The organism is Hespellia stercorisuis DSM 15480, assembly GCF_900142165.1.
Lineage (GTDB): Bacteria > Bacillota > Clostridia > Lachnospirales > Lachnospiraceae > Hespellia > Hespellia stercorisuis.
Map to the genome: position 1 here is coordinate 65,542 of NZ_FQZY01000014.1, position 20,694 is coordinate 86,235.

The following is a 20,694-nucleotide window of genomic DNA, read 5'->3' on the forward strand; positions in this document are numbered from 1 at the left end:
ACAAAAATTTACAACATTCTCAGTTGTAAAAGAAATTCTGAAATTTATGGCGATTCTGCCAAAAATCTCAAAGGATAAAGTAACAGTTTCATAATGACAACAGGTCTGATATACTGGAGATAGAAAGTTCTTCTTTTTAATTCTTTTTCTGGTTCGGACCGATTACTACAGAAAAGGAGATAGAATGGAAGAACAGAACAAACCGATTGCACTACTTAAGGATTTAAAATTAACGGATCGTTTTTTATTTGATGAGACGATGGAAGACCCGGAGGCACATCAGGCTGTCCTATCGATTATTATGAGGAATGCAGTGAAGTTATTGCCGGAAAATGAGGTGGAAAAACAATTACAGACACTGCCGTATTTAAAATCAGTCCGGCTGGATGTGTTCGCTATGGATGCTGAGGAAAATGTCTATAATACAGAAATGCAAAAGAGCAGGAAATCAGATCTGCAAAAACGTTCCCGCTTTTATCAGTCACTGATTGATTCCAGTCTGCTTCCACCCGGTTCCATTAGTTATAATCTTTTGAACGATTCATATATCATCATGATTACACCGTTTGATCTCTTCGGATATGGAAAATATCAGTATACGTTTCAAGCGAAATGCAAAGAAGTGCCAGAACTGCACCTTGCAGACGGGGCAACTCGCATTTTTCTGAACACGAAAGGAAAGAATGCGGATCAGGTCAGTGAGGAGCTGATACATTTTCTGAAATATGTTGAGAACACAGACGATGAAACAGCAGAAGAATCCAACAGTGAGTTAATTAAGAAAATCCATGAGTGTGTAAAAAAGGTTAAATCCAGTGAAGAAGCAGGGGTGAAATATATGCAGGCATGGGAAGAAAAGGTTTATGAGCGTGAAGAAGGACGTGAAGAAGGACGTGAGGAGGGCGAAAGTATAAGAGTAATTAAATTAATTATGGCAAAAGTGACAAAGAATCTGGATGAGAAGACGATTGCGGAACATCTGGAAGAATCGGAAAAATTTGTTGGGCTGGTCTGCAGGATTATCAAGGAGAATCCAACAAGTGATGCGAAGGAAATCTGGAGAAAATGTAATAATGAATCGAATAAACAGCCGGATGTAGAATCTGTTTTGTCATAATGAATAAAAGGAAAGATTAAAAGCATTTTTACGAGAAGTATGGGAAAAGCAGGGAGCGAGATACAGTGACCATCATGTAGTCATTGCATCTCGCTCCTTTTTGGGGTTAAATAGAATACACTGTTCTCAAAGCGTACGGGATGTTATCTGGAAGTAGCAGCCACCGCTTTTGCAATAGAAACAGACGGATCACTATAAGGAATCAATGTGGCCTGCAGTGCATGATATATATCGGATTTCCCAGGCCAGACGGTTCCCATTACATGGTTATTCTGATCGAGTTGATGAAACCAGGAACCATTTACATGGTCCAGAACGATTTCATCCAGATATTGCAGGAACTGTGCGTAGTCTTCGGCATACCTTGCTTTTCCGGTCACGTGAGCGAGCACCGCGGAGGTGTTGATCGCCTCAGCCAGAGTCCAGTGCATTCTGTCGTGAACCACCGGGTTTCCCTCCCAGTCTGTGGTATAGACAATTCCAGGTGCACCGTCAACATTCCAGGCATCTGCGATGGCACGGCAATACAGATTTTCGGCAGCTGCGATGTATTTGTCAGCAGTAGAGCCGGCATTAGAAGAATCCTCTTTAGCGGCAGCGTTGTATTTATAAGTAGAAAGTGCCCATTGCGTGATGAGCCTTGCCCATTCGATCCCATGCCCTGGAGTGGCGCCGTAAGGTTTGAACGGATCATCCGGATGGTCTTTGTTGCATTCCAGATCAGCATGCCACTGTTTGGTGAAATGCTCCGGAATCCGCCAGTCATTTTCAGAGGCCCACGCGATGACGTGATCAATAATCCGTCCCGCCCGAATCCGGTACATATCCATTCCTGCGGCATCGGCCACGGCCAGGAATGCTTCCACCGTATGCATGTTGGCGTTCAGTCCGCGGTAATCGTCCAGAACGGAAAATTCAGTATTCCAGGTATCACAGGCGAGTCCTTCTTCTTCATTCCAAAAGAACTTATCATATACGGCGAGTGCATTTTCCAAAAGCTCCCTTGCTCCAGGCCTGCCTGCGAGAAGCGCTGAGGTTGCAGCCAGAATCACAAAGGCATGTGCATAACACTGCTTATTGGGAAGAATCTTATCATGAGCAGTTATCCCGGCATACCATCCGTCATGTTCCTTGTCGTGAAGTTTAGCAGTGACTCCCTTCAGTCCAAGATCTGCCAATGATTCACTTCCATCATGCCCCAGCAGAGTTCCGATACTGTATACATGGGTCATACGACAGGTAATCCAGGTCTCACGACTGCGGTCCGTCCAAGGGGTTCCGTCATCCCCAAGATAATAAGAAGAACCGTCCGGAGACGGGAATTTGTGTCCGAAGTTTAGCAGGTCATCACGAGTCTCTTTCATAAAAAGTTTGTTTTCTTCGGTGTCAAGTTGGTATTTTGGTTTCATCTTCTACCTCCTGTTTTTTTGAACATCAGACTGGCGTCTAACAATCATGTTCTAATAATGAAAATGTCTGCAACACTGTCAATGACATATTTGTGTGGTCAGACAGATCGCGCTACCAGATTCATTGACATAATACATGAAAAAAAGCATAAATGCAATCACAAAACGATAGGATTTGTGCAAGTCATATAAAATACCACCAATAAAATGAAATATACCACCCTTTTTGCACAAACAATATTTGCTATAATAATACATATAAAGAAATTATTACATGAATTGTGACGGATACACATATGAAATTATGCAAAAAGTAGAAAGGTGAGGATGAGGGAATGAAAAATGTGATTGTCTCCATGGAAAATATTTGTAAAAGCTTCCCAGGAGTCAAAGCGCTGGATAATGTAAACTTTGAATTGCATTCGGGTGAAGTGATGGCACTGCTTGGAGAGAACGGCGCAGGGAAGTCAACACTCATGAAAATTCTGAGCGGGGTGTATACAAGAGACAGCGGTACGATGAAGATATTCGGAAAAGAATATGATGATCTGTCGCCGAAACAGGCGCAGGCAGCAGGAGTAGCGATTATTCACCAGGAACTGAATATGTGCAAGCATTTATCAGTTGCTGAGAACATGTTCCTGGGAAGAGAACTTTGCGGAAAAGGAATATTGAAAAACTCAGAGATGGAAGAGGAAGCAAAAAAAATACTGGATGACCTCAAGATTGATATTGATCCGAAGCAGACAGTTGGAGAACTTCCGGTATCAAAGCAGCAGATGGTAGAAATCGCAAAGGCATTATCAATTGATGCGAAGATTCTGATTATGGACGAGCCAACGTCGGCTTTGACAGCCAAAGAGATCGACGAGCTGTTTCGTATTATCAAGAAGCTCAAAGCAGACGGAAGAGGAATTGTATATATATTATATAGCACTTTCCCTATCTTGGTATAGTTCCGTACAAGTGTTATTCTGATTACCTTTTCGGAACTTATGATTACCCCATTGCCCCCTAACTCCGTACAACTCGCCGTAAGTTTAGTATTACCATAGTATAACATGGCACCGAATAGAAAAAGCCTTGACCGTTTTATCAGCCAAGGCTTAATGCCTATTTCTCTGCAATCTGTTTTAGCAATCTTAGAATTTCCTCGTTTTGCCTCATAAGGATAAAATTCTGTTCGACCTGTGCCCTTGCCAATTCGAGGGCGAATGTTTCATTTGAATTTCCACTCAAAAGACTACCAAAGGAATAAAGTTTTGAACCCGCCAAACTTGTTGCAATTTCTTTGGATGAAGCAATGTTTCTTTGTTTTATATCCTCAGATGTATAGTTATCAAAGTTTAAGCCGAACCTTTCCATTGCAGCCTTATCTTTGGTTTCCTGTTTTGCTTGTTTCTCTGCAATCTTGGTTTCTGTATTTTTACCAAACATAATAACCCCTCTTTCCTATCCTTTGTAATTCACATCAAGAAGTAACCAAATCAAAACACTGTCCTTTGCTTCGTCTGGAATCTCCTGCTTAACTCCGTCCACTAAAATTTCTGATACCGAAACTCTTTCACTTTCTAAAGCAAAAGTAATAGCTATGTCCGTTCCCTCATGTGGGGTGTCCATAAGTGTATACGAAATTGCTACGGTTCCGCTTTGAGATTCCACACTATAATCTGATTTGATGATAATTCCATTTTCTGTGCCTTCACCCCAAGGAATCTCGCCATAGGAATTCATTACTATCTCACTAAAGAAACTGTTACAAGCATCTTCGGCATCTTGCACACTTATTTCTCTTGGCATTTCATTTGGTGTCTGCACCGATTCATTGCTTTTGGGTTCCGTCTGGCTATTTTCCACAGTGTCAACGGTTGATGTTGTACTAGGTGGATTGGTGCCTGCTGTTGGTGTAGCGGGTGAATCACCATTTGTCGCAGCCATGAGAATAGCAAACCATATTGCAAATACCACCGATAAAATAATCCTGCTTTTCGTTTTCATTTCTTTATGGCAAACCCAAAGCAAGATTATCCCGACGGGTGGAAATAGTATTAAGAATATCCACAAGAACCATTTTGCCTTATAAAACCTCGTTTTCTCTTTTTGCATAGCATAATACCTCCAAATTTGTCGTTAGGGATATTATAACACGCAGTAACACAAAAGTACATTGTATTTTCACTTCTATATGTGTTATGGTTTTAGGTTGGGGATTCAATTTATAATGTACTCAAAATGTATGGAGGTTTTTGAGACATTATGGATGACAAATTTGTAGTAACACCAAAAGAAGATAAGACCGTCACTATGACAATCCGCATAGATAGGACCTTGCAGGAAGAATACAATGAACTATCTGCGAAAACCAATCGCTCCCGAAATGAATTGATTAGCATGGCTTTACGGTATGCCCTCGACAATATGATAATAAAAGACGAGGAGTAAAATATGCTTAACAATTAAAAGAGAGCCTTTGGATTTTTGTCCTCTGGCTCTCTATTCATTTTAAGCATTCAGCCGCAAAAACTCATTGAGCTTGTTGCTTGCCACTCGCTTTTGTTCCTCAAAGCTGTGTGCGTAGATATTCATGGTGGTAGAGCAATTCGCATGACCTAAAATCTTTGAAATGTCAATGATATTCATTTCCAGATAATTTAGCAGGGTGGCACAGGAATGTCTTAATCCATGAAGTGGTATTATTGGTAGTTCCTCAAGTCCCTCTGCTTTTGCTTTCTCTGAATGTTCTTTTACCCATTGGTTATAGCGGTTTAAATGAGTAATGAAATATTGATACGGTGTACTGTTGCCCATGCGTTTCCCATCAACTTGTATAAATAGGCTGTTATCGCCTTGCCATGCTGTACCGAGTTTGAACCGCAACAATGCGTATTCTTTCTTGTATTCTCGTAGCAACGGTAATATATCGTCGGGGAATGGCACCGTCCTAACAGAAGTAGAGGTCTTGGGGTCTTTCGTGTCAAATCCTGTTTCTGTTCGGCCTATCGACTTTGAAATTGATATTTCCTTTTTCTCCAAATCAATATCGTTCCAACTTAATGCAAGCGTTTCACCTTTTCTGAATCCGCACAAAAGCGATAGGGAATAGAACACCTTGTATTGCGTGGGGACTGTCAGCGTTTTGGTGAAGTCGTTTACAAAATAGGTTTTTCCTGCATCATATGTCCGTTGGTGTCCTTTGTGCAACACCTCATACGATAGATTTAGCGACTTTAGAAACATCAATGCTTGCTTCGGGGTAAAATATTTAAGCCCTGTTTCTTCTTGCTTTTTCTTTGGCTTCTTAGCTTCTCGGCAGGGATTATGCTCAATCATATTCCACCGCATAGCAGTTTTGAAAATGCAACTCAACACATTGGCATAGCGGTTAATCGTTCCAGTGGAATACTCGTCAACTAATGTTTTATAAAAGGCTTCAATCACAGGAGTTTTTATGTGGGCCACCTTGTAAGACTTGAAATAGGGAATGATTTTACTTTTAAGCAACTGCTCATATCCAACATAAGTGCCATAGGCAATATTGTCTTTTGCATTTTCAAGCCACTTGTAGGCAAAATCCTCAAATGACATTTTTTCAGCGTTAAAATCGTAGCCATACTTGATTTTATCTTCCATATCCATAGCATACTTTAACGCTTCTTTTTCTTGTTGTTTGGGGGTAGCGGACTGATTTACTGAGTATGTAAGATTCTTCACCAGTTTATTGCCCTGTTTATCGTATCCCATGCAAATAACAATACGATATACAATTCTACCGCTTTTGTGCATAACTCTATTTATAGATGCCATATTCAACACCCTTTCTCAATTTGTTTTTTGTAACGGTAAAAGGTCGGCTTGGACATTCCCAATTCCTGCATAAGCTCAAACGGTCGTTTCTCGCCCTGCTGTACTAAGCGGTAGTGAGCAGAAAATTCCTCAAGGCTCATAACTCTTGGCCTGCCGTAATCGTCCCATTCGCCACGAGCCTTTTTTGCTTCAATGCCTTCCCGTTGTCTTTTTTCTTTTTTCTCAATTTCAGCCTGTGCCATGCTTGCATATAACTCAATCATCATGTTGTTGATAGTTTCTAACATCATGCGAGCCATTGTATTTTCCATAGTGGATAGGTCAAGCAAGGTTGTAGGCAATTCCAACACCATAACACGAATACCGTTATCATGGAAAAACCGCAGTTCTTTCAGCGTGGCTTCTTTATTCCGTCCCAATCGGTCAAGCTCTGTGATGATAAGAACATCTCCGCTTTCCAAAATCTCATCTTTCAGCATGGAATAGCGTGGCCTGTCAAAATTCTTTCCTGTCTGTTGGTCGGTATAAACCTTGTTTTTATATAAACAAATACCATTGTCAGCACAAAACTTATTGATTTCTGCTATTCCTCTATCCAGATGTTGGTCTTTCGTGCTTGTCCTGTGATAAGCTACATATTTCATAGGGATTCCCCCTTTTCGTAAAAATCACATTGACCGCCGCCTAATACCTCATCTGGCTTGATTTCATACAGCAAACACATAATTTCACAATCAAAGCGATAGGTACAGTCTTTGCACACCATGTCGGCATTTGTGATGCGTACAAATATCAGCCTGTCATTCTTCCATTTTTCCTCTAAACTCATAGATACACCCCGATTCTAAGGATTATCTAACAAACGTTTGTTGATGTATCTATCCTATCAGGCTGGTATCAAAACGTACACACTCTTTTTGAGAATTATCAAAAGTTTTTTCTTAGGCTTTTTGACACTCCCATGAAGTATCGTTTGCATAGGTTCAGAAAGTATAAATTCTGATACTACGCTTATTCCTGCACTCCGGTATTGAGAAACTCAACAAATTTATCAAAATTGATAAGATACTTGTTACCGGCCTTTATATACACGATTTTGTTTTCTTTACACAATTTCCATATGGTTTTATATGAGAATCCACATTCATCTGCAAGAGTTTGAATAGGGACCATGCGAGGGATTTTCAACTCCACCACATTGCTCATGGATTCGGTATTTTCAATTTTAGTTACAGTATTTACGTTTTTCATTATGATTGCTCCCTTTTCGTAGAGGGACCAATACATATTCGACTGAACTGATGTACTGATTGCCCAAGTTTATTTTGCTCCGACCTCGGAAAATGGGCTAATCATAGCGACCTATTTTAATTTATTCTCAATTTATATACTATCCTCTGGAGCCACAGGTTGACTCTGGAGGGTCTTTGTCCTATATCCTATAAATCCCATTACCTAATGACTTCAAATTCAATCTGGATGACTCTGGTTTCTTCTGGCATATATCCTTTACTTGCTATTATCGGCTACACCCCAATTAGAGGGTTGCATAAACGCATTGACCTGTTTTTCCATGTTTCTAAGGTGGAAGCCTTGCATATACACAGAAGATAGTGCGTGTTCCGCTTCTTTCAAGCTGTCCTTTTTCAATCGCTCAAAGGATAGCTGTGCAGGAGTTTTGCTTCCCTCAAATGCTCTCTGCCTGTACTTTTCTGAAACCATATCGGCAAAGGCAGGAAGTTTCAGCAACTCTAAAACCGCTTTACTGCCGATAACCCCCGAATTGATGGTGTGCGAAATAATCGCAGTAATGGCGTTTGCATTGGCGGTTGTTCTGATTTTGGGCAACTGAGCCATAAGCTGCCATGTTCGGTTCTGTACCGCCTGTGAATCGTCTGCTTCGCCTGCGAAATCGTATGCACAACCACGAGCTTCATTTACCTTGCTCAACATACGTTCATACACAAAAGAGTTTTCCTCAATCAATGATTTCAGTTGGGTTTGGAACTGCTCATAAATTTTATTGACCATAGCATTATCAGCTTTTTTATACACCAAAGTAAAATCCTTAATTCTTTCAATAAGGATACCAATATCGTCGGAAGTCTTGGCCTGTCTGATCTGCTCAAAGAGTTTGTTGTAATTCTCAACAATGGTTAGCCCATTATTGGCAACGGTTGTTACATTCTTCATTTTTTCATTCCTCCTCAAAAAATTCTAAATCGTCGTTGTCGGGATTGGCTTTCCATTCATCTTCCCAATCCTCGTCTTGCTTCTTTCGGCACGCTTTTACCTCAATCACAATAGGGGAGGTATCTTCAGCACCGTCTAACAATAAGGCAGTATTTGCTCCGTATGCTTTGTCGATTAGATAGCGACACGCATTAAAGCGGTCTTTGTTGTATCTGTCTTGTGAAATAGCAATTATAGCTTCAAGAGCAGATACCGTAGAAGATTTTAGCAACGCTTTGAAGCGTTCCCGTTCTTCTTTTTCTTCTGGCGTCTGTTTCTTTCGTCCTTTGGGATTTCCACTCGCCCCCTTTACAAATGGCATATATAACACGCTCCTTTGCTAATCACGAACCGCAACACTTGTGGTGTGTGGACTCCACTCTCTAATAAATTGCTGTTTTACCTCTGAATTGGACAATTCGGAAAGCATAATTTGCAGTTCGCTTATTTCTTCTTCAATAGCCTGTATCAAGCATTGATAGGCTTGTAAACTATTTGTCGGCTTGCATTTTAGCTTCACATTACGCTGAATAATTGATACTGGCATTTGTAATCCCCCCTTTGATACTGTTGTTTTTGCATTGTTATCTTTCTTTCTCTCTGTCCCCTTTATGGACAAGTCCGACAATAAGCATTTATTCGTCCCGACCTCTCTAAAAGGCTTTTACACACCGTAGCCTCATAAATACGAGCAGTTTAAGGCTTTCTTAGCAGGGTGGCTTTATGCTCGTTTTTATTCATGGAATGATTGAATTGGGAGTACAATTTTAACCGCATGACCGTTTAAAGTCCTTTATCGTCATTATCACGTCAACAGGCAAATCATATTGTTCTGCGTACCTTTTGGAATCCCTCGCTGAATTGTCTGTTTTACCTCGTAACTTTTGGTACTTGCCTAATGCCCTGTGCAATACCCGCACATCAGGGATTAACTCCCTATGCTTTGCTACGGTCAGTATAGGACTATCCATTAGTGTTAAGGATTCCAGCAATTTCAAATTACAGGCATTGAGATACGGTATAATCATTCCTGTAATCAGTTCATCACAGAAAATGCGTTTATATTCACGCAATACCTCAAGCAGATTTTTCTTTGTGAGAATATCCGCAAGGGTTGTTTTGCTCCCAAACAATTTTTTAAGTGTCCTGTCAATCAGAATAAATTCAATTCTAAGCAAATCAAGCGGAATATCATCCACAGGCTTATTGAGTTCCAACCGCTTTTTAATCATTTCTTCTGTTTTGTTGTAAAACTTCCCAATCCAGTATTTCGGGTGTTTGGTAATGATTGTGTGGCATTCTTCTTTACAACTATCCATATCCTGTTTGTCTTTCCCCACATACTTTACATTATCGAACTCATGGGAAAGGGTAGCATGGCTTAAAAAATTCAGCACATCGGATGGTGTAGCGTTGCCACTCACTCTTTGGGTAATATTGACTTCAATCTTTTTGATTTCAGTATTCATGTTTACACCAAAAAACCTTTTTAGCTGAACATCACAGTCATTTCTGATAATCTCAAGGTAAATGCTTTCGCTCAAACCAAACGGATTAAGGTTGTTCCCACGAATGAATTTAGGAAGATTCAGGGATATGGTAGCCTTACCTTGATAGGCTTGAACACTTCCATATGCTTTACCTTGTGCATTGATTAACGGCTGCTCTGATAAATCCTTCATATTTCCACCAGTAAGGGCCAGTTCAAATATACATTCATCAACACCCTGTTTAGCCTTGCTTTTATAGAGTTTTGTTTTTTGCTTTGCCATTGATTCCACCTTCCATTTGAGTATTTTTAGGCAACAAAAAAGAGAAGCCTATTCACCCGTCTAGGTAAATTTGCTTCTCTGAGCTGTTCTAAATTATTGGTGTGATTCCACACAACTTTGTTGACCTCTGTCAACCTATATAATATTATATCAAGTTATTTCGGCTTTGTACATACTTTTATGAAATATTTTTTCCTGTCTTTCCCCATTCTTTCCGATTACCTATTGATAGGATAACCCACAGATTAACCAGAATAATCCCAGAGGGTTTTGAATTTGGTTTCCTATATTCCTATACCCCTATCCTTAAAAATCAATCGTGGGTCATCTGGATTCTTCCTGCGATACCCCTAAAAAAATAGTATAAGGATAGTATTAAGGTCTTTATTTTGATGAGAAAAATATACCCCATAATCGGTCAAATGAACTGAATCTCATTTATTCATTTCAAGGTTCCTTAATACGAAAGAAAAGTGCTTGAAATGCTTTATTTATAATACTTTATAGTCATTAACCAGTAAGGAATATATTAACCTACAATCATTGTTTTAGCACCATTGGGTATAGTTGCAGTATTACGCTTGATGAACAGATGAGGTTAATCACCAATATATCACACAGGCTGGAAGAACTTCAGCACATTGTGGACCGGGTTACCATCATGCGGGATGGTCAGTACATAACCGCAATGAATTACGATGAAGTGACAATGGATGAGATTATTTCTTATATGGTAGGAAGAGAAATCAACGAGCAGTTTCCGAGAGTAGAATGTAAAAAGGGGAAAAAGATATTTGAAGTAAAAAATCTCAATGCCGGAAAAATGGTACGGAATATTAATTTCTCTGTTTTTGAAGGTGAGATTGTAGGATTTGCCGGATTAATGGGAGCCGGAAGAACCGAAACAACAAGGGCGATATTTGGCGTGGACCCGAAGACAAGCGGAGAAATCTATCTGGACGGACAGCAGGTCAAGATCCACTGCCCGATGGACGCAATCAAGGCAGGCGTTGTGCTTGCACCGGAAGATCGAAAAAAAGACGGCTTATGCACAAAGCTGAGCGTGAGGGATAACCTGATATTACCCAATCTTGATCTTGTCTGCAATAAGCTCAACATCATCAGCAGCGAAAAAGAAAGACAACTCTGTGACAAGGAAATTGAAGAGCTGAAAATAAAAACACCGAATGTGAACGTAGATGCGGGAAATCTTTCTGGAGGAAACCAACAGAAGGTCGTAGTCGGAAAATGGCTTGCAAGAAATTCCAGAGTCGTCATCTTTGATGAACCGACCAGAGGAATTGACGTGGGGGCGAAGGTGGAAATCTACAATCTTATGAATGCCTTAAAGCAAAAAGGAATTGCAGTCATGTTTGTTTCATCGGAAATGCCGGAAGTGATGGGGATTGCGGATCGTGTCATTGTTATGTGCGATGGGAAAATCACCGGAGAAGTGATGGCGAATGAGACAACACAAAATGAAATATTGACATTGGCAACAAATTTTGAGAAAAAACAATAAGGTCTGGAGGAAAGAGGAAATGAACAGCAAGAAAAAAAATCCAATAAAACAAATCCTGGCAATCCGCGGAATGGGCGGTGCGCTGACCGCTTTTGTGGGATTGATTATTATCTATTGTGTATTTGGAATGATTAATCATACCGTTTTTGCGGGAGAAAATGTTATGAACCTGCTTCGCTCGATGTCAAAATACCTGTTAATAGGAATCGCGCAGAGCTTTGTACTGATCACCGGAAATATCGATTTATCTATTGGTTCTGTGGCAGGAATGAGTGCCATGATTGCAGCGACACTGATGACGCATGGAGTGAATCCGTTTGTCGCAATGCTTATCACACTGCTCTGCTGTGTGGTGGTCGGTGTCTTAAACGGATTCCTGGTAGGAAAGTTTAAGCTCCCGCCATTTATTGCAACACTTGGAACCATGTTCGTGGCAAGAGGAGTTGCCTACATGGTAAATGGAAATCGTAACACAGATGCAATTGCAACAGGAATCGGAAAAAAAGCAGCAGATGCATTTCAGGATTTCTTTTACTACGGAACTACGTTGGGAATTTATAATACATTTCTGATCTCCATTGTCTTATTTGTGATTTTCTTTTTCTTATTATCAAAAACGAGATCAGGAAGACATATCTACGCAATCGGTTCTAATGTGGATGCGGCCAAGCTGTCCGGTGTTGATGTCGTTGCAACCACGACAAAAGCATATCTGGTAAGCGCTTTCTGTGCCTGCGTTGTCGGATTTATTCTTTGCGCACAGGCCGGTATGGGTAACATGGAAGCTGGAAATATGTACGAAATGTATGGTGTAGCAGCAGGCGTTATCGGAGGTGTATCACCACTTGGCGGTACCGGAATCTTACTTGGTACATTGGCAGGTTCAGCAGTATGGCAGACTCTGGAAAATGGATTAAACATGATAGGTGCCCAGGTAGGTATCCAGAGAATTGTAATTGGAATTATCGTTTTGGTAACTTGGAATGCTTGATTTTACTGGGTTCTTGGAATGTGGTGTTGCAAACACGTTACAAACGCAGGGCTTCTCATTACTCCTCACCACACCTCTAAATCATCAAAAAGGGAGATAACTCAATGTGTGTCTCCCTCTTTTTTTCTTGCAATATCATTCGTCTTTTAGATTCGATTAGCGAGGTATTGCCGATATGTTCTCATCCGACAAATCTTATCTTTTCTAAGCAATTTCCTTCACATATTCAATTCCCTCCATTTCATATAAATTGCTCAAAACCTCTTGATGATTTACTTTTTTCACCAAATCCAGCGAAAAGATAAGAATCCCTAAATCCTGATCTAATGTTTTTATTTTACCCCTCTGCATTTCATACATATCAAAGCCCAACTTCTCCATATGTTCCACCAGATTACGCAATGAAAATTCCGTAGTATGTTCTATATAAATCTCCATACTTCTGGCGTGCTGTTTGATATAGACATCTATTTTTTTCAGTAAAACAAGGGCAAATACAGTAAACAGGATTCCAATCAATGCACCGGTATAGAATCCAAAACCCACAGCCAGCCCCAGAGCTGCTGCAACCCATAATCCTGCAGCTGTCGTAAGACCCCTGATTTCATTTTGTCTTGTTACAATAATCGTACCTGCTCCCAAAAAACCGATACCACTGATCACCTGTGCCCCAAATCTGGTTGGATCTGTTCCCGGCATCACCATAGATACGTACTGATTTGTCAGCATAAATACGGTTGCACCCACGGAAACAAGAACATAAGTCATAAATCCAGCCGGTCTATTTTTTATCCCTCTTTCAGTTCCGAGAATCCCGCCAATACAAAGTGAAATAAAAATACGAAAAATGATAGCTGCTGTTGTTAATTTCTCTGGTGCTGCAATTTCCTGAAATAAAATTTCCATTATTTTATGCCCTCCTCATCCTTCTATTCCACAATAAACTCTCTCAAATATCTGCTTCTGTTTGGATGTCTCAGCTTCCTCAATGCTTTTGCCTCGATTTGTCGGATTCTTTCTCTTGTAACTCCCATTCTTTTTCCAACTTCCTCCAATGTATGAGGATCCTGTCCGTTTAATCCAAAGCGTAAAACTAAAATCTTCTGTTCCCGTGGCTTCAGACATTCCATTTGACGGTTAATTTCCCGCTGCATTGCATTCTCCATAGCCAATTCTTCCGTAGACGGCGTAAATGTATCCTCAATGAAATCGCCTAATGTAGCATCTTCCTCTCCCACCGGAGTTTCAAGAGATACTGTAGAGGTCATATTCAACAGAATTTTTTCTACTTTTTCCTCTGTAAACCCTGTGACATCCGCCAGATTTTCAGATGTTACCACATCATTCTGCTGTATAATTTTATGCGTTGCTTTTTTCAGTTTTTGAATATCTTCACAAAAATGCACCGGTAAACGAATTGTTTTATCTAAATCTGAAATCGCCCGTGTAATCGCCTGACGAATCCACCATGTTGCATATGTAGAAAAACGAAATCCCAAATCAGGATCATATTTCTCAACTGCTTTGATCAGGCCTAAGTTTCCTTCCTGGATCAAGTCTAATAGCGTCAGCGAATGAGTATATGCTGCGTATTTTTTTGCCTGATTGATAACCAGTCTCAAATTGGAAGAAATCATTTTCTGTCTGGCATCATGATTACCTTTCTTGATCAAATATGCAAGTTTCATTTCTTCTGATTTTGTCAGTAATGGATTAGAACCTGCCTGCTTCAGATACCATTGAACAGAATCCATTTCCATATTACAAACTTCTCCTGTATTTTCTAACATTTTTTCCTGTGTCAATACACGCTCCTCCTTCCGATACTTTCTATTGCTTACCAGCATCAAGTATCCATAAACTGCTTCACTTCTTCTTTGTCATATTCTATTTCTGGAAGTAATTCAAAGTAAAAATCAGCATACTGCTGTGCCAATGTAGCAATGCATCTTGCCTGTAACAGTTGCATTTTTCTAACAGAAAGTTCATCTTTATCCAGAGTAATATATGCACTGATCCACAATTTTCTTCCTGTTCTGACAATGTTATAATGCAGATCAGAACACTTGCTTTCAAAAATAATCGGTTCTACAATAGATTTAATATCCAAAACAATTTCTTCTTCCGGTGAAATCAGCAAAAGATCACGAATTGCACTACTGACTGTTTTAATTGGAACCGGAAGCATAACAACAGACAGAATCATAGTGAACAAAGCATCTAAATATGGACTTACTCTCTGAACCCATAAGGCTTCCACAAATACCGGTAGGAAAAACGCAGCGGTCATTCCGATGGAAATCATACTGTCGATTTTCCATCCTTGCATTTCTGCCTTTACGATAGGAGAATTTAGGCCTTTGTTCTTACGCCTGAGATATATGGTTACAATCACACCAAGAATGCATGCAAACAATTCAAATCCGGCTACGGTATCAAAAGAGATTTGTCTTCCCCCATGAATAAGGATGTTAATGCTGTTTGCAATCAATCCCACCGTAGCTGCAATCATAGTCACACCCTTCACAACAATAAAAACCGTTTCCATCTGCATATAGCCGAACGGATATTTCTCATTGCTGGAACGATAAAGCAATGGGATCAAAAAAATGGAAGGAAGAAGCATAAAAAATTCAATTCCATCATAAACAGCATCTAAAAGAACCGTCTGTGAACTGGTATATACAGCCATGAAAAGCTCTACGATAACAAAAAATAAGTTTGCATAAAGAGAGAATGTCATAATCCGTTTTTCTTTTTTAGGACTTTTTTTACTTATCCGCATAGTAAATACTACCCTTTTCCTCATAAATTTTATATGAAACAAAAAGAAGAACTTTTCAGATGAAAAATCATGGCAAAAGTTCTTCTTTTCCAATACATATTGAACATTTTATGTCATACAGATTGCGTCAGACGGTTCAATTCACAAAAATAATGGTAAAATTCATTTGCCTTAATTTCTGCTTCTGTCCCAATTGTATTCTTCTGTATTTTCTGCAAAATCCTCTGCATAATATCATTTGACAAATACTTAAATGCAACCTTTCCCCATGTGTCAGGAATGGCTTCTTGGTTACAAACATCCCAAAACTGTAATCTACTGTCTGCCGGTAAGATCAAAATATATTTTTTATGTAGTCTTATAAGCCCATCAATACATTCGTTGCCCCAGAAAGTCTCGTCTGCCATTGCAACACCTATGATTTTTCGATTTCTTTCTGCACCTTCACATTCTGTCAGTAAAATCCCTGAATTCGGCTGTAACGCAGAAGGGATTCTTGGTTTTCCCTTCCGCAGTCCACTAAGATAACAACCTGTATCAAGAGCTTCTACCTTTTCCATATTTGCTCTCTCTTCCCTCGAAAGGTCAAATACTGCTTGTGAACGCTGACGAATTTTCATTGAATAAAGGCGATTCTTGTACTCTTGCTGCAAATAAAACTTTTCTTCTTCCCGCCGTTCTGCTTTCAACAAAGACTCATTCAATGCTTCCAGCCTACTCTGAATTGATCTATTTTTTACCACTACATATTTTCTAAATACATCTGGAAATAAAAATAATTTCACATCTTTCCCAAATCTGATCTTAACTTTATCCTCTGCGATGTCTGTAATAACACCATCTCCAAATTTTTTATGAATGACCTCTTGTCCCAAAAGTTCCATAAGCATTACTCCGTTGCCGGAACTTCTGCATGATGCTTTCTTTCGCTGACACGTAGTACAATTTCTTCGGAATCAACCTTTAGTTCAATCTTATCATTCATAAGTTCAGGAATATCTTTTACCATTAAAACCGTGCCTGTCGTAATACCATCCAAATCAACAGTAATCGTATCGATCATGTCTCCCGGTAAAGAAGCATACGGTATTTCCATCAGCATTTTTTCAAGCTGACCTGGAATTTTATCATCATTTGCAAGAAGAATATGAATAACGCTGTTCACTTTTTCATCTGCTGCTAATACCTGAAAACTGATATGCTGAATTTCATCTTTCATTGCATCTATGTCTTTTTCTTTTATCTGTACTGGAAGTTTGCTTCCATCTAACTCTAATGTGAGCTTACTTCCCTCACGTTTCTGTCGAATCAGCCTACGTGCATCACTTTCTTTTAACTGAATAGAAATCGGATCTGGCAGGGACTTTCCGAATACATTTGCCGGAATGAATCCCAGACGTCTTAATTTTTTTGCCTTAATGCCGCCTTCTCGTTTCTGAACACAAATTGTTTCCATTGTTTTTCCCTCCTGATTTTAAATTTTTGTTTTCCCTCAATACTGAAGAAAATATTTCCTTAAAACAAAATCTCAAGAATATAACAAAAAGAAGAGCCTTTTCATATGGCACCAAAAAGTGTAATATCAAAAGCCCTTCTTTTTAGACGGTTCTTTTCTGTATGATTTTGTTATATTTAGTATAGCATACTATGAAAGAAAAAGCAAATTTACATAATTTTTGATAAATCACTCTGCCTTATCGTTCTCTATCCATAGATTTTTTCTTAACTGACCGTTTCGGCTGCTGTCTGCCTTCCTGCTGATAGCGGTGCAGTTTTTCCAGTACGCTTGCTTTTTTCGGCTGTTCCAATGGATTTTCTTTCTTCTGCTCCGTCTGATTTTTCCATGCCCGCAGTTCTTCATTGTATTCCATAATTAGTGCTTCTGCTTTGTTATAGACCTTCTGAAAGGCTTGCACATTGGGATAACCTTCACGTTTTACGATCTGCTCCATACTCTTGTGCAGACGCTTTTCCAAATCCTCTAACAATTCTATTTTCCCTTCCAGAGATTTTCGTTCTTTGCCTTTAAAGAACCCTCGCAGCTCTGACAGTTGTTTTTTCAAAGAAAAAATATCCTGCTGTGTGCGTTTTATCTCCCTTGACTGTCCCTGCAAGTCATACATGACCTTCTGCATATCTTTCCACTCTTGCAAATCAATCTTTGGTACAGGTTTCGGCGGCAGCTTAAATTTGAAAATCACTTCCTGTAAAAAGTCTTTTGCCCCTCGGATAATCTGTCGAAACATATCCGGCAGCCAACCGTATGTCCTGATAGATTGCAACGTTTCATCTGTGATTTTTTCCTGCTTAATCTTCAAAATATCTTTTTCAGGAAGGCCCTCAACCAATGCCACATCAACTGTCCGATTCCATTCCTGCCTCGCCGCATTGTCTGCCTTTATCTCCTCTGCTTTCGGATTGTTCTTTCCGATTTTCTTCGTTGCCAGATAAACACCTCCCTGTTTGAATACCGATAGTTTTTCTGATTCTTCTTTTACATAGCAGTTAATTGTATCCGTAAACAGTTCTTTCACTTCTTTGGTAAAGGCTTTGTTCTTAAACCATTCCTCTTTTTTTGTGAAAATATGACTTTCATATACTTTCCCTTTCGGGATAATACTGCATCCGGCTCTGATATTTCCCTGCTCGTCTAAAATCTCTTTTTTCGTGCGTCTATGCTTTCCCTGCTCATCATAAAACATATTTCGGGTGGCAATCTTCACTTCGGGCTGTTCCAACATTTTCCGTTCGCTGAATACCAGATGAATATGATAATTCGTCTTTGTCTTGTTGTGATGAAGGGCTGCGCTGCACTCTACACCATATCTTTTATGAAAAGTCTCTGTAAAAAGTCTTACCACATCACCTGCCCTGTACTGAACAAAACTTTCGGGAAGTGCTATGATGAACTCACGCCCTTCGATACATTTCCCTGCTGAGCCGCTTGCCTTAAAATCCAACTGATTTTCTCTTGCAAGATTTTTCCAAAATTCAGGCGTTGCCCCTTCTGTCTGATAGGTCGCATAGAGATATTCCTGTCTTTTCGGATTGGAGATATAATCAATCCTTCCTGCCACGTCGGACAGCTTACTTTGTCTGATAAATGAATGTCTGCCTATAAGCATCCTCCTTCCTCGGCTCTCACCGGCTTTGCTGTGAGTAGGTGCATAGGCACCTGTTTACGAACTTATCCGCCTGTCAGCGGCTTGCCCCCTGCAAGGGCGAAATACGCAGAGCATAAACGAAGTTTGTGCGATGGGTGTATTTCGCTCTCAAACGCCGAGGGCTTGTTTTTGTTTAACACAATCCAATTACTTATCGGACTCACGCTTATATTTATGGGCGTATCCGCCCTTTTGATCTGCCCGTATCCGGGCTGTTTTTTCTATGACTGACAGCAGATGATCTACGGTACTTTCTTCCCATCCGGCAAGCCATATCAGAGTTTTTTCCTCCGCTTTTGTCAATTCCACGTCTGCCAGTACCTTGTTCATTTTTTGTATCTGTCTGCCCTCCATCTCATAAAATAAATCATTCACATTTCTGCTTTCTCTTTCCGGCTGCTTTAACATTTCTGACACTCCCTTCAAAAAATAAATTCAAATTTTATCCGTATAAGCGTATAAACGTATCTCCCATACTTTTCAGAAACCTGTAATCCCTTGATCTTCCTAACGATATACGCATATACGCTTCTTTAGAAAATTCCTTTTTATCTGTTTTTCATCCGTATCAGCGATAGCTGTCTATGCGTATCTGCGTATGAATCCCTTGAAATCCTCGGGCATTTTTTCCATTATCCGATAGAATGTTCGTAGAATAATGAATTTGATATTTCTTTTCATTTTCTTTCAAATATCCCGAAAAACTTTTTGCACTCATAGGTTTTTCTGTATTGTCCTCACACCAGCGGCAGTACGCTTGATAAAGATTCTTAGAAGTCGCTGTTGTATTTTCTTCCAACCGGATATAGCCGGAGGACTGCATAAAAGCGATAATGTTATTCCCGGATTCCATAGCTTCGTGTAGATTCTTCTTTGCACGTTCGCTGATGGTAAAGCGATATTCATTTTTCAGTAATCGTTTCAATCCATGCAAACACCAAAGAAATATATCATCCGCTTCTCTTTGCAATTTTTCAATCAGATAAGGATCATCCACCCTGTCCGGCGGCACATCTTTGACCGTAAGGATAATCTGTCTGCGGTAAAATCCATAGGAACGGTCATGCAAAGCGCTCAGACTTCCGTTTCCAAAGCAGAGAAATCTGACATATAAATTCCCCTGTACGCTCTGCTTTGACTTCCTTTCCAAATCCATCTTATCCTCCAGAGTGACTATGGTTTTAATATAGTTGGTATCTTTCAAGGCTTCCAGTTTCATATCATCATCCACCATCAAAAGCCTGTATTCCAAATCTGCCCTTGCAAAACGATTATGCTCTACCTTTTGAATATTGCTTACATTCATATTCGTTCCGAGAATTTTTCTCATAACCAAACCGATACGGGATTTTCCCTCTCCACCTTTTCCTAAAATAATCAATAACTTCTGTGCCTTATTGGATGGGATTAAGCAATATCCCATATATTCCTGCAAGGTAGGAATATCATCTTCCTCCAACAGTTCTGAAAGAAATTTCAGCCACCGTTCCGGCTTTGCTTCTTTCATTTCATACTTTACAGGCAATCGGTTCAGACAGAATTCTTTCTTCTCTGTAAAATCTCCATTCAGAAAATAAGTTCCGTTATTCACATGGATACGATCCATTTGCACCGGAAGTTCTTCTGAATAGGCTTCCAGTTTAAGAACCTCCAAAAGCTGTTTTACTTTCTTGGAAATTCCCTTCGTAAGAACCGGTTTTACCATTCTGTAAATTTCTTTTTCTACTTCGCTGTCCGGCAGCATTCCGTCATAACTGAAAAAGATACCGTTGATACACTTCAATGGCATTCTTTGCAGAAAATTTTCGCAGAATGTCACTTCATCAACCTGCCCATCCTCATACCATTCCTGAGAATAAGAGTTAGCACTCATTTCCCTCTGATCCAATGCTTCTTCC

General features: G+C 39.8%; 21 protein-coding genes and 2 pseudogenes. 4 read left to right on the forward strand and 19 right to left on the reverse strand.

Features of this window, described 5'->3' with window-relative positions; all coding sequences use genetic code 11:
• The first annotated feature begins 184 nt into the window (after positions 1–184).
• Positions 185–1,117: an Rpn family recombination-promoting nuclease/putative transposase gene (locus BUB85_RS05785; protein ID WP_073106762.1), complete on the forward strand. Its 933-nt coding sequence runs from the start codon at positions 185–187 to the stop codon at positions 1,115–1,117.
• A gap of 143 nt (positions 1,118–1,260) precedes the next feature.
• On the opposite strand, the gene BUB85_RS05790 is transcribed toward BUB85_RS05785, so the two are convergent.
• Positions 1,261–2,526, reverse strand: a complete 1,266-nt coding sequence (locus BUB85_RS05790; RefSeq protein WP_073106766.1) for an AGE family epimerase/isomerase — start codon at positions 2,524–2,526, stop codon at positions 1,261–1,263.
• 335 nt (positions 2,527–2,861) lie between these two features.
• Between BUB85_RS05790 and BUB85_RS05795 the strand changes: the two are divergent.
• Positions 2,862–3,452: pseudogene (locus BUB85_RS05795) on the forward strand (ATP-binding cassette domain-containing protein); the annotation flags it as partial.
• A gap of 187 nt (positions 3,453–3,639) precedes the next feature.
• Here BUB85_RS05795 and BUB85_RS05800 read toward each other — a convergent pair.
• The 10 genes from BUB85_RS05800 to BUB85_RS05850 all read right to left on the reverse strand — a co-directional run bounded on the left by BUB85_RS05800 (position 3,640) and on the right by BUB85_RS05850 (position 10,334).
• Positions 3,640–3,963: a hypothetical protein gene (locus BUB85_RS05800; RefSeq protein ID WP_073106769.1), complete on the reverse strand. Its 324-nt coding sequence runs from the start codon at positions 3,961–3,963 to the stop codon at positions 3,640–3,642.
• Between the two features lie 15 nt (positions 3,964–3,978).
• Complete coding sequence (locus BUB85_RS05805; RefSeq protein ID WP_073106772.1) at positions 3,979–4,632, reverse strand: hypothetical protein; 654 nt, start codon at positions 4,630–4,632, stop codon at positions 3,979–3,981.
• A gap of 396 nt (positions 4,633–5,028) precedes the next feature.
• Positions 5,029–6,330 (reverse strand): tyrosine-type recombinase/integrase, encoded by a 1,302-nt coding sequence (locus BUB85_RS05815; protein ID WP_073106778.1) that lies wholly within the window; start codon positions 6,328–6,330, stop codon positions 5,029–5,031.
• 2 nt (positions 6,331–6,332) lie between these two features.
• Complete coding sequence (locus tag BUB85_RS05820; RefSeq protein WP_073106780.1) at positions 6,333–6,974, reverse strand: recombinase family protein; 642 nt, start codon at positions 6,972–6,974, stop codon at positions 6,333–6,335.
• A complete protein-coding gene (locus BUB85_RS05825; protein WP_073106783.1) occupies positions 6,971–7,159 on the reverse strand; it encodes a hypothetical protein in 189 nt (62 codons plus the stop codon). The genes BUB85_RS05820 and BUB85_RS05825 overlap by 4 nt, the downstream gene beginning before the upstream one ends.
• A gap of 182 nt (positions 7,160–7,341) precedes the next feature.
• Positions 7,342–7,581, reverse strand: a complete 240-nt coding sequence (locus BUB85_RS05830) for a helix-turn-helix domain-containing protein (protein WP_073106786.1) — start codon at positions 7,579–7,581, stop codon at positions 7,342–7,344.
• A 258-nt stretch (positions 7,582–7,839) separates the two neighbouring features.
• Positions 7,840–8,523: a hypothetical protein gene (locus BUB85_RS05835; RefSeq protein WP_073106789.1), complete on the reverse strand. Its 684-nt coding sequence runs from the start codon at positions 8,521–8,523 to the stop codon at positions 7,840–7,842.
• Between the two features lie 4 nt (positions 8,524–8,527).
• Positions 8,528–8,884 carry a DUF5681 domain-containing protein gene (locus BUB85_RS05840; protein WP_073106791.1) on the reverse strand — a complete coding sequence of 119 codons (357 nt, stop codon included), beginning with the start codon at positions 8,882–8,884 and terminating at the stop codon, positions 8,528–8,530.
• 18 nt (positions 8,885–8,902) lie between these two features.
• The gene (locus BUB85_RS05845) at positions 8,903–9,109 is read right to left on the reverse strand and encodes a hypothetical protein (protein ID WP_073106794.1); all 207 of its coding nucleotides are present in this window, start codon (positions 9,107–9,109) and stop codon (positions 8,903–8,905) included.
• A 220-nt stretch (positions 9,110–9,329) separates the two neighbouring features.
• Positions 9,330–10,334 (reverse strand): hypothetical protein, encoded by a 1,005-nt coding sequence (locus tag BUB85_RS05850; RefSeq protein ID WP_073106797.1) that lies wholly within the window; start codon positions 10,332–10,334, stop codon positions 9,330–9,332.
• Positions 10,335–10,935: 601 nt separating this feature from the next.
• Between BUB85_RS05850 and BUB85_RS05855 the strand changes: the two are divergent.
• A pseudogene (locus tag BUB85_RS05855) lies at positions 10,936–11,856 on the forward strand (sugar ABC transporter ATP-binding protein); the annotation flags it as partial.
• A 19-nt stretch (positions 11,857–11,875) separates the two neighbouring features.
• Positions 11,876–12,847, forward strand: a complete 972-nt coding sequence (locus tag BUB85_RS05860) for an ABC transporter permease (RefSeq protein ID WP_073106799.1) — start codon at positions 11,876–11,878, stop codon at positions 12,845–12,847.
• Between the two features lie 204 nt (positions 12,848–13,051).
• Here BUB85_RS05860 and BUB85_RS05865 read toward each other — a convergent pair whose 3' ends face one another.
• The 8 genes from BUB85_RS05865 to BUB85_RS05900 all read right to left on the reverse strand — a co-directional run bounded on the left by BUB85_RS05865 (position 13,052) and on the right by BUB85_RS05900 (position 20,669).
• Entirely contained in the window at positions 13,052–13,753 is a 702-nt protein-coding gene (locus BUB85_RS05865) for an MgtC/SapB family protein (RefSeq protein WP_073106802.1), read from the reverse strand.
• Positions 13,754–13,776: 23 nt separating this feature from the next.
• Positions 13,777–14,652, reverse strand: a complete 876-nt coding sequence (locus tag BUB85_RS05870) for a sigma-70 family RNA polymerase sigma factor (RefSeq protein WP_073106878.1) — start codon at positions 14,650–14,652, stop codon at positions 13,777–13,779.
• 41 nt (positions 14,653–14,693) lie between these two features.
• On the reverse strand, positions 14,694–15,632 hold the full coding sequence (locus tag BUB85_RS05875) for a cation diffusion facilitator family transporter (protein ID WP_073106805.1): 939 nt from the start codon (positions 15,630–15,632) through the stop codon (positions 14,694–14,696).
• A gap of 113 nt (positions 15,633–15,745) precedes the next feature.
• Positions 15,746–16,516, reverse strand: a complete 771-nt coding sequence (locus BUB85_RS05880; protein WP_073106808.1) for a hypothetical protein — start codon at positions 16,514–16,516, stop codon at positions 15,746–15,748.
• 5 nt (positions 16,517–16,521) lie between these two features.
• The gene (locus BUB85_RS05885) at positions 16,522–17,088 is read right to left on the reverse strand and encodes a 50S ribosomal protein L25 (RefSeq protein WP_073106812.1); all 567 of its coding nucleotides are present in this window, start codon (positions 17,086–17,088) and stop codon (positions 16,522–16,524) included.
• Positions 17,089–17,326: 238 nt separating this feature from the next.
• Positions 17,327–18,757 carry a MobA/MobL family protein gene (locus BUB85_RS05890; RefSeq protein ID WP_073106815.1) on the reverse strand — a complete coding sequence of 477 codons (1,431 nt, stop codon included), beginning with the start codon at positions 18,755–18,757 and terminating at the stop codon, positions 17,327–17,329.
• 186 nt (positions 18,758–18,943) lie between these two features.
• On the reverse strand, positions 18,944–19,204 hold the full coding sequence (locus BUB85_RS05895) for a hypothetical protein (protein ID WP_073106819.1): 261 nt from the start codon (positions 19,202–19,204) through the stop codon (positions 18,944–18,946).
• A 160-nt stretch (positions 19,205–19,364) separates the two neighbouring features.
• Positions 19,365–20,669 (reverse strand): DNA primase family protein, encoded by a 1,305-nt coding sequence (locus BUB85_RS05900; RefSeq protein ID WP_073106883.1) that lies wholly within the window; start codon positions 20,667–20,669, stop codon positions 19,365–19,367.
• Positions 20,670–20,694: the final 25 nt, after the last annotated feature.